An 8,196-nucleotide genomic window follows, 5' to 3' on the forward strand; every position below is an offset into this window, starting at 1 on the left:
ATTAAGGGTTATGAAAAATAGCCGTGAAATACTTAGTTTTATGAAGCAGTGGTATGAGCTTTATCCGTTTTTAGAGTTTATTAGAAAGCGTATGAAGCATATAAATATTGTAACTATAGATAAATTAAGTACTAGTGTAAGTTCTATTAAAGTTTCAGAGGATGATATAAATGATAAAAGTGTATTTCAAGTAGTGATGCCCCCTATAAGAATGAGGTGTACAAGCTAATAGGTTATAACAAAAATTGTTATAACCTATTTCTTTATATAAATACCATCATTAGCTCTTCTAAAGTTATACCTGCAAAGTATTTATCAATTTCAAATTCACTTAGTTTAGTATGTATATCATTATGTTGATGCTTTACACCTATTAGGGCCTGTTCTACATCTTTAATGTCCTTTTTACTAAAAAAGTCTCCATATATTTTACATTCATTAATAACCCCTGACTTAACATTTAGGTTAATCTCTACAATACCACCTGAAAGCTTATCTTCATTTGTATAGTCATACTTAGGAGATTTTCCATAATTCCATTCCCATGTTGAATACTTTTCGTCTTTAAGATTTTCAATAGCTTTTACATCCTCTTTAGTAAATTCATATATTTCACCATCTAGACTGTTTTCCTTAACATAGTTCATTGTCATATCTATAAACTCTTCAATGGTTAATGGAGAATTTAAATGTGAGCTTATATTAGTTACCCTGCTTTTAACAGATTTAACACCCTTACTTTGAAGCTTAATAGGTTTTACATTTAGTGACTCAGAAATATTATCTATACTTGATGAAAATAGTAATGTTCCATGATGAAGAACTCTGTTTTTATAGTTATACTGTGCATTACCTGAGAATTTTTTAGAATCAATTGTTAAATCGTTTCTACCTGATAGTTCTGCATTAATAGAAAGATTATCCTTTAAAACACCTATTATTGGCTCAGTAAACTTACCAAAGTTAACAAAGTCATCTGTATCATTTGTTATAAATGTAAAGTTAACATTTCCAAGGTCATGGAACACAGCACCACCACCTGATAGTCTTCTAACTACAGGGATATTATTAGAGGTAACATAGTCACGGTTTATTTCTGCTATAGCATTTTGGTTTTTTCCTATAATAACAGCCTTGGAATTTCTCCATAGCATAAAGCAGTCATCATTAAAATTTTTAAGAACATATTCCTCAGCAGCTAAATTAAAGTAGGGGTCAGTTGATTTGTTATATATAAATATCATAATTATCCTCCAAAAATGTTTTTATATTGTTAATTTTAAAGTAAATGATAAATTTTAACAATATTCGATATATTCTTAACAGAATACTTATAAGTGTAACAACTTGTGTTTTCTTACATAATATAGAGTGATGGAATAAATATTGAAGGAGGATAATTATGTCAAATAGAAGAAATGATAGACATAAATGCATGACCTCTAATCAGGGCGCACCAATAGAAAATGACTCACATTCTTTAACTGTAGGTATAGATGGACCTGTTATATTAAGAGATTTACATCTTATTGATAAGCTGGCACATTTTAATAGAGAAAGAATACCAGAGAGGGTAGTTCACGCTAAAGGTGCAGGTGCCCATGGATATTTTAAATTAACAAATTCAATGGGTAAATACACTAAGGCTAGAGTATTTAATGAAATAGGATTAGAAACTGAGGCTTTTGTAAGATTTTCAACTGTTATAGGTTCAAAGGGCTCTCCAGATACAGCAAGAGATCCTAGAGGATTTGCAGTTAAGCTATATACTGATGACGGCAATCTAGATATAGTAGGGAATAATCTACCTGTGTTTTTCATAAGAGATGCTATTAAGTTCCCAGACCTTATACATGCATTTAAGCCATCTCCTGATAACAACTTACATGATCCTAATAGGTTTTGGGATTTTATATCCTGTTCACCAGAGGCTACACATATGATTACATTCCTGTTTTCTGATTATGGAACTATTAAGAGTTATAGGAAGATGAAGGGGTTTGGGGTTAACACCTATGTATGGATAAATGAGAGAGGTGAAAAATTCCTTGTTAAGTATCACTGGACACCTATTTTAGGGGAGGAAACAATAACTAGACAAGAAGCTGAGATTCTAGCAGGGGTAGACCCGGATATTGCAACTAGGGATTTGTATGATACCTTAAGTAAGGGGAAAAGAGTAGAATATGACTTGTTAGTTCAAATATTGAACCCAAGGGAGGATCATAACTTAGATTTTGATCCATTAGATGCAACTAAAATATGGTCAGAGAAGGTATTTCCACTAATTAAGGTTGGTAGATTATTTTTAACAAGGAATCCAGATAACTTTTTTGAGGAATCTGAGCAGGTAGCATTTTGTCCATCTAATCTTGTACCTGGAGTCGAAGCTTCAAATGATAAGCTTTTACAGGGAAGATTGTTTTCATATAAAGATGCACAGCGTCATAGACTAGGAGCAAACTTTGAACAAATTCCTATAAACATGCCAGTAGTCCAAGTTGATAATAACGAAAGAGATGGTGCTATGGCATATAAAAAGCATAAAGGTAGGGTAAATTACTCGCCAAACTATTTAGATAGTAATAATCCAAGGGTATGCCCTTTAAGTGGAAAAGAATCTGCTGAGTATATAAGCGGAAATATTGCACGTAGACAAATTAATAATGAAAATAATTTTAAGCAGGCAGGGGAATTATATGAATCCTTTACAAAGGAGCAGCAAGATCATTTAATAGATAATATAGTAAATGACTTATTTAATGTAGATCGTGAAATTCAAAAAAGAGTAGTAAGTTATTTTACACAGGCATCAGCTGAGTTTGGAGATAGGGTAAGAAAAGGAATTAGGTTAAGAAAATAAATTTTTAGGTCTATGGAGGAATAATTTTTCTATAGACCTTATATATTGAAATAAAAAACTAATCTATGGTACAATTTACAAAAAATCTCCTAGGAGGATATTATGAGTTTTAAAGATTTAGTATTAAAAAGAGAAAGCATAAGAGGATATTTAGATAAGGAAGTAGAAATTAGTAAGCTGCATAGAAGCCGCAAGGCTAGCACCTTCTGCATGTAATTCACAGCCTTGGAGGTTTATTATTGTAAACGATAAGGAAAAGGCTTCGAAGATAGGGGAGTATTGTTATGACCCACTAGTTGGAGGTATAAATAAATTTGCAAAAACAGCACCGAATTTTATTATTATAACAAGCCAAAAGAGAAATTTAACTTCAACAATAGGTCAATTATTAAAACATAAGGAATATACTCCTATAGATATAGGAATTGCTGCTGAGCATATATGTCTTCAAGCAAGTGATATTGGACTTGGTACTTGTATAATTGGATGGTTTAAAGAGGATAAGATTAAAAAACTATTAAATATACCTAAAAATGTTCCAATTGAGCTTATTATATCAATTGGATACTATGGTGATAAGGAACCTAGAAAAAAGGTTAGACAGGATATAGATAGTATACTTAGCTTCAATGAATATTAATTATTAATAATACTCTTAATGAGTTTAGCTAGGAGATAACATGAGCAAAAAATATGAGTCATATTTTAGGGTAGGCAAAATTAAAGAGGATATAGCCGAATTAGCTGAATTTAATTATAGTGGAACTGTATATATGAATAATGGGGTTTTAAGACATATTCTAAAGAAACACAAAAGCCAATTAAGTAAGAAAAACCTATTCGATCCACTAGGATGTATTAAAATGGTTATAAAGCAGCCAGATTATGTTGGAGTACATCCTAGTAAGGTAGGGTTTAGTATAGAGCTTGTTAAGGATATACATGAGAATCATATATTAGTTTCTGTTGAAATAGATTTTAATGAAGAATATATATATGTTTCATCTATGTATCCTATAACAGATGGTAAGCTAGAGAGTAGAATACATAGTGGAAGATTTCAAGTTACAAATAGCAACTTGAAAAAATAACCAACTTGTGATATACTTATTATAAGTATATGATGAGGTGGGAAATGGCTCCCCACGCGCTATGTTACATAGTTAAAGAGATACAGGATACGCCGACCTGTCATCTATTACAATAAAGCACTTATTTAAGTGTTTTTATTTTGTTTAATTGTGGATAACTATTATCTATTGACAATATATATTATAAATAATATAATTAAGTTAATATTTTACATAAGGTAGTGATTATATGAGATTATATTTAGAATATCCTAAGTGAACAACTTGCAGGAAAGCTAAGTCTTGGCTTAAGGATAATAATGTTGATGTTGAAGAGAGACATATTGTTGATAATAGACCTACGAAAGAAGAGTTAACTACATGGATTAACAGTAGTGGATTACCACTTAAGAAGTTTTTTAATACATCAGGTAAGCTATATAAAGAGCTTAATATTAAGGAGAAGTTTGACACTCATACTGAGGAGGAGCTAATAGAGATACTAGCTACCAACGGTATGCTTGTAAAAAGACCTATCCTAGTATACGATGATAAGTTTTTAGTTGGATTTAAGGAAAATGAATATGAAGCAGTATTAAAGGGAAAGAAGTAAATCTTTCCCTTTTTGCATCTATAAATTGTTATGTAACCCAAAATAATGTATAATATACATAAAATATGAAATGGAGGGTTTTATGAAGGAGATAAAACTTAATAGTTATGTTTTACCTGCGTACATATTAATGTTAATACCTCCAATAGTAGTAGTTCCATTACTATTAAAATATATTCTTTTGTTTTTAGGACTCTTTGTAGGCGTAAAAGTCTTAAAATGCAAAATAAGTACAAAACGAATTATAGGCATAACTAATAAGAACTTTTTAGTATGTGTTTTTATTGATTTCATTTTGTATATAGTAGTTTATGGATTATCTGTATTTTTACCTCATTATAGGTGGGTACAGCCCCTTGAGGAGCAGATAATGCTTAATCCTTTTAGTAGTTTTACTTTAGGGGTTTGCTATGTGATTGGATTATTAGTAGCAGGTGTTTTAGAATATCTATGGATTAGAAAACAGCTTATAAAATCAGGGTTCTCAAGGATTGTATATAACAAGGTAGCTATAGTAGTAGCACTTGTAGCAGCACCATATATTATTATGGTTCCAAAGAAAGTTATTGAGACATTATTATTTATAAGCTAAGTTAAAAAACTGTATAAAACCTTAAAAAAATGGAGTATTTTTAAAATATTATTAAATACTCCATTTTTTAATTTTGACAAAGCAATTTATTAGGAATAGGATAGTAATGGTGCCAAATAAGTTTGGAGGCATAAATATGAAACCTAAGTTATTTGAGATGATTAAAAGAGGAGAGATTACTAAAGAGAGTTTAGCGAAAGACTTTATTTCAGGAGTAATTGTTGCAATAATTGCCTTGCCGCTGTCGGTAGCGCTTGGGATATCCTCAGGAGTATCCCCTGAAAAGGGACTTATTACAGCAATTATAGCGGGATTTATAATATCCTTTCTTGGAGGAAGTAATGTACAGATAGGTGGACCTACAGGTGCATTTGTTGTTATTGTTTATGGAATTATATCAACATACGGAATACAAGGCCTTATAGTTTCAACTATTATGGCAGGTATAATTATGATTCTTCTTGGAATATTTAAAATGGGAAGATTTATAAAGTTTGTTCCATATCCTATAACAATAGGATTTACAGCAGGAATTGCTGTTACTCTTTTTTCTACACAAATTAAGGACTTTTTAGGAATGAATATAGAAAATATAGACTCTTCTTTTATAGGAAAGTGGAGTGCGTATTTAAGTAATTTAGATAAGGTGAATTACTTAAGTTTAGGAATTGGTATTTTATCTGTTTTAATAATCGTTAACTTTAAAAAAGCAAGTGATAAGATACCAGGGTCACTAGTCGCGCTTATAATTACTACTTTATTAGTTTATATTTTTAAGTTACCAGTAGCTACAATAGGGTCAAGCTTTGAAAATATTTCTTCATCGATATCATTTGCTAGCTTTGAAGGTGTAGATTTTAATATGATTAAGAGTTTAATAGGACCAGCATTTACAATTGCATTACTTGCTTCAGTTGAGTCTTTATTATCAGCGGTTGTTGCAGATTCTATGACAGGTGATAAACATGATTCTAATATGGAGCTTATAGCTCAGGGAACTGCTAATATATTCTCAGGATTATTTGGTGGTATACCAGCTACAGGGGCAATTGCTAGAACAGCTGCAAACGTTAAAAATGGAGGGACAAGTCCAGTATCAGGTATGATTCATGCTATTTGTCTTCTATTAATAATGCTTATTTTCCTACCTATTGCAAAGTTAATACCTATGACAACACTTGCTGCAATATTAATTGTAGTATCTTATAATATGGCTGAAATTGAAAACTTTAAGGCACTTTTAAAGGCACCAAAAAGTGATGTGGTTTTACTTTTAGTTACATTTTCATTAACAGTTGTGTTTGATTTAGTTATTGCTATAGAAGTTGGTATGGTACTTGCTGCATTTTTATTTATTAAGTCTATGTGTGAAGCAACTGATATTCAGTGTGTTAATAGCATAAGTCTATCTAATGATAAATTAACATCAATAACATATAAGATTAACGGACCTTTATTTTTCGGAGTGGTTCAGAATCTTGTAGAGGACGTAAAAAGGGATTCAAATAGATGTAGCGAAATTATTATAGATATGAGGAATACCTGTTCTATAGATTCTAGTGGAATAGATGCTTTAAACAAAATATATAGCATTTGTTTAGTTAAGGGGGTAAGGCTAAAGGTGATGAATATACATGACCAACCTAAACATGCTCTTAAGCGAATAGGATTTAAAGATAATGGTAATAATAACTTATATATAGATTTTGAAGAGAATCTTAAAATTAACGCATAACAAAAAGCCTAGGATTATCCTAGGCTTTTTAATTTTAATACTTTTTTAATTGTATTTTCTACTAAAATAATATAGAATTCAATTAAACTAATGTTTATTGAGAGGAGAATACTATGGATAATAAACTTCAAGAAGAAGTAATCGATAAATTAACAAAAACCTGTGTGTGCTCAGTAGTAACTAGACATGCTATTAAAACTGCTATTAAAGATGGAGCTAGAACATTTGAGGATGTTAAGAAGGCTACGAGAGCAGGTGGAGGCAACTGTAAGGGTGCTAGATGCAAATATAAGATTGAAGAGCTTATTGCAAGTTATAGAGATAAATAAATTAAGAGGGATCTTTTGATTTCCTCTTTTTATATTGTAAATAACAATAGAAAGGTGACTATTATATGAATATACTTAAAAAACGAATACAGAAGGTAATTATATTATCTTTACTATGTATATCTATACTACTTCCTTACTCAACTATAGTTAGTGCAAGTAGTTTATATAAAGCGGGTGTTTTAGTAGATGCAGACACTATGAAGGTGCTGAATTCAAAGGATAAGGATAAGATTTTAGCACAGGCATCGGTAACTAAATTAATGACTTATCTGGTTGTAATGGATTCTTTAAAGGCAGCATCAATTCCATTAAACACAAAGATTGTTGTTAATCTTGATTTAAGCGTTATTCCAAGTGATGGAAGTAAGCTTAATCTTAAAAATGGAGATCAGGTAACCTTAACTCAGCTTATAGAATCACTTCTAATAATTTCTGCTAATGATAGTGCAATTATATTAGAAGATTTTGTATCTAAGCTTACGAAAAAGGACTTTATTACTCTTATGAATGATAAGAGTAAGGAGATTGGACTTAACAAAACAAAATTTATAAATACAAGTGGACTTACAGAGAAGGACAAAGCGTTTAATACAACAACAGCATATGAAATTGCCATACTATCTAAAAAAATAATAGATAATTATCCACAGACTCTTAAAATAACATCAAGGAAAAGTTTTACATATAACGGATTAACATATCCAGCAACTAATAAACTTTTATCTAAGAATATTGGTGTAGATGGACTTAAAACAGGATTTACAAATGAGGCTGGGTACTGCCTTGCATCAACTGTAGAGATTAAGCCAACAGCTAAGGATGAGAAGCCGTATAGGGTTATTGCAGTATCGCTTGGTTCTAAATCTGAAGATGAAAGATATAATGCTAGCTTAAGTCTTATTAACTATGCTAAGGCTAATTTTGCAAAAAAAAGAATTATAAATAAGGCAAGTATCTATGATCTTGAAAGTGAATACCATGTTGGAGGAGT

At 30.7% G+C, this 8,196-nt stretch carries 10 protein-coding genes and 1 pseudogene; 9 read left to right on the plus strand and 2 right to left on the minus strand.

All coding sequences use genetic code 11. The features are described from left to right. Window positions 1–229 (plus strand): hypothetical protein (locus RR539_RS07290; RefSeq protein WP_332500291.1); only part of this gene is annotated, 229 nt, incomplete at its 5' end. 34 nt (window positions 230–263) lie between these two features. On the opposite strand, the gene RR539_RS07295 is transcribed toward RR539_RS07290, so the two are convergent. Then, entirely contained in the window at window positions 264–1,244 is a 981-nt protein-coding gene (locus RR539_RS07295) for a lipoate--protein ligase (protein WP_332474772.1), read from the minus strand. Window positions 1,245–1,402: 158 nt separating this feature from the next. Between RR539_RS07295 and RR539_RS07300 the strand changes: the two genes are divergently transcribed. The 4 genes and pseudogenes from RR539_RS07300 (at window position 1,403) to RR539_RS07315 (ending at window position 4,546) form a co-directional block, all read left to right on the plus strand. After that, a complete protein-coding gene (locus RR539_RS07300; protein WP_332483501.1) occupies window positions 1,403–2,863 on the plus strand; it encodes a catalase in 1,461 nt (486 codons plus the stop codon). Window positions 2,864–2,965: 102 nt separating this feature from the next. Next, window positions 2,966–3,503: pseudogene (locus RR539_RS07305) on the plus strand (nitroreductase family protein). A gap of 40 nt (window positions 3,504–3,543) precedes the next feature. Beyond that, window positions 3,544–3,954, plus strand: coding sequence for a PBECR3 domain-containing polyvalent protein (locus RR539_RS07310; RefSeq protein WP_332473226.1), 411 nt, complete (start codon window positions 3,544–3,546; stop codon window positions 3,952–3,954). 229 nt (window positions 3,955–4,183) lie between these two features. Further along, the gene (locus RR539_RS07315; RefSeq protein WP_332473227.1) at window positions 4,184–4,546 is read left to right on the plus strand and encodes an arsenate reductase family protein; all 363 of its coding nucleotides are present in this window, start codon (window positions 4,184–4,186) and stop codon (window positions 4,544–4,546) included. A gap of 105 nt (window positions 4,547–4,651) precedes the next feature. Here RR539_RS07315 and RR539_RS07320 read toward each other — a convergent pair whose 3' ends face one another. Then, a complete protein-coding gene (locus tag RR539_RS07320; protein WP_332473228.1) occupies window positions 4,652–4,840 on the minus strand; it encodes a hypothetical protein in 189 nt (62 codons plus the stop codon). A gap of 118 nt (window positions 4,841–4,958) precedes the next feature. Here RR539_RS07320 and RR539_RS07325 point away from each other — a divergent pair, with 118 nt between their 5' ends. The 4 genes from RR539_RS07325 to RR539_RS07340 form a co-directional block, all read left to right on the plus strand. Continuing rightward, window positions 4,959–5,138 (plus strand): hypothetical protein, encoded by a 180-nt coding sequence (locus RR539_RS07325; protein WP_332473229.1) that lies wholly within the window; start codon window positions 4,959–4,961, stop codon window positions 5,136–5,138. A 136-nt stretch (window positions 5,139–5,274) separates the two neighbouring features. Then, on the plus strand, window positions 5,275–6,873 hold the full coding sequence (locus tag RR539_RS07330) for a SulP family inorganic anion transporter (RefSeq protein ID WP_332473230.1): 1,599 nt from the start codon (window positions 5,275–5,277) through the stop codon (window positions 6,871–6,873). A 113-nt stretch (window positions 6,874–6,986) separates the two neighbouring features. Further along, window positions 6,987–7,202 (plus strand): (2Fe-2S)-binding protein, encoded by a 216-nt coding sequence (locus RR539_RS07335; RefSeq protein ID WP_332473231.1) that lies wholly within the window; start codon window positions 6,987–6,989, stop codon window positions 7,200–7,202. A gap of 65 nt (window positions 7,203–7,267) precedes the next feature. Then, window positions 7,268–8,196: D-alanyl-D-alanine carboxypeptidase family protein (locus RR539_RS07340; protein WP_332483499.1), on the plus strand; the 929-nt coding region annotated here is incomplete at its 3' end.

The organism is Clostridium sp., from assembly GCF_036639235.1.
Taxonomy (GTDB): domain Bacteria; phylum Bacillota; class Clostridia; order Clostridiales; family Caloramatoraceae; genus Clostridium_AB.

Excerpts from the sequence above, each read along its gene's own strand:
- RR539_RS07310 (WP_332473226.1), top strand. The coding sequence starts at position 3,544 with ATGAGCAAAAAATATGAGTCATATTTTAGGGTAGGCAAAATTAAAGAG.
- RR539_RS07330 (WP_332473230.1), top strand. The coding sequence starts at position 5,275 with ATGAAACCTAAGTTATTTGAGATGATTAAAAGAGGAGAGATTACTAAA.
- RR539_RS07335 (WP_332473231.1), top strand. The coding sequence starts at position 6,987 with ATGGATAATAAACTTCAAGAAGAAGTAATCGATAAATTAACAAAAACC.
- RR539_RS07320 (WP_332473228.1), bottom strand. The coding sequence starts at position 4,840 with ATGAAATCAATAAAAACACATACTAAAAAGTTCTTATTAGTTATGCCT.
- RR539_RS07295 (WP_332474772.1), bottom strand. The coding sequence starts at position 1,244 with ATGATATTTATATATAACAAATCAACTGACCCCTACTTTAATTTAGCT.
- RR539_RS07300 (WP_332483501.1), top strand. The coding sequence starts at position 1,403 with ATGTCAAATAGAAGAAATGATAGACATAAATGCATGACCTCTAATCAG.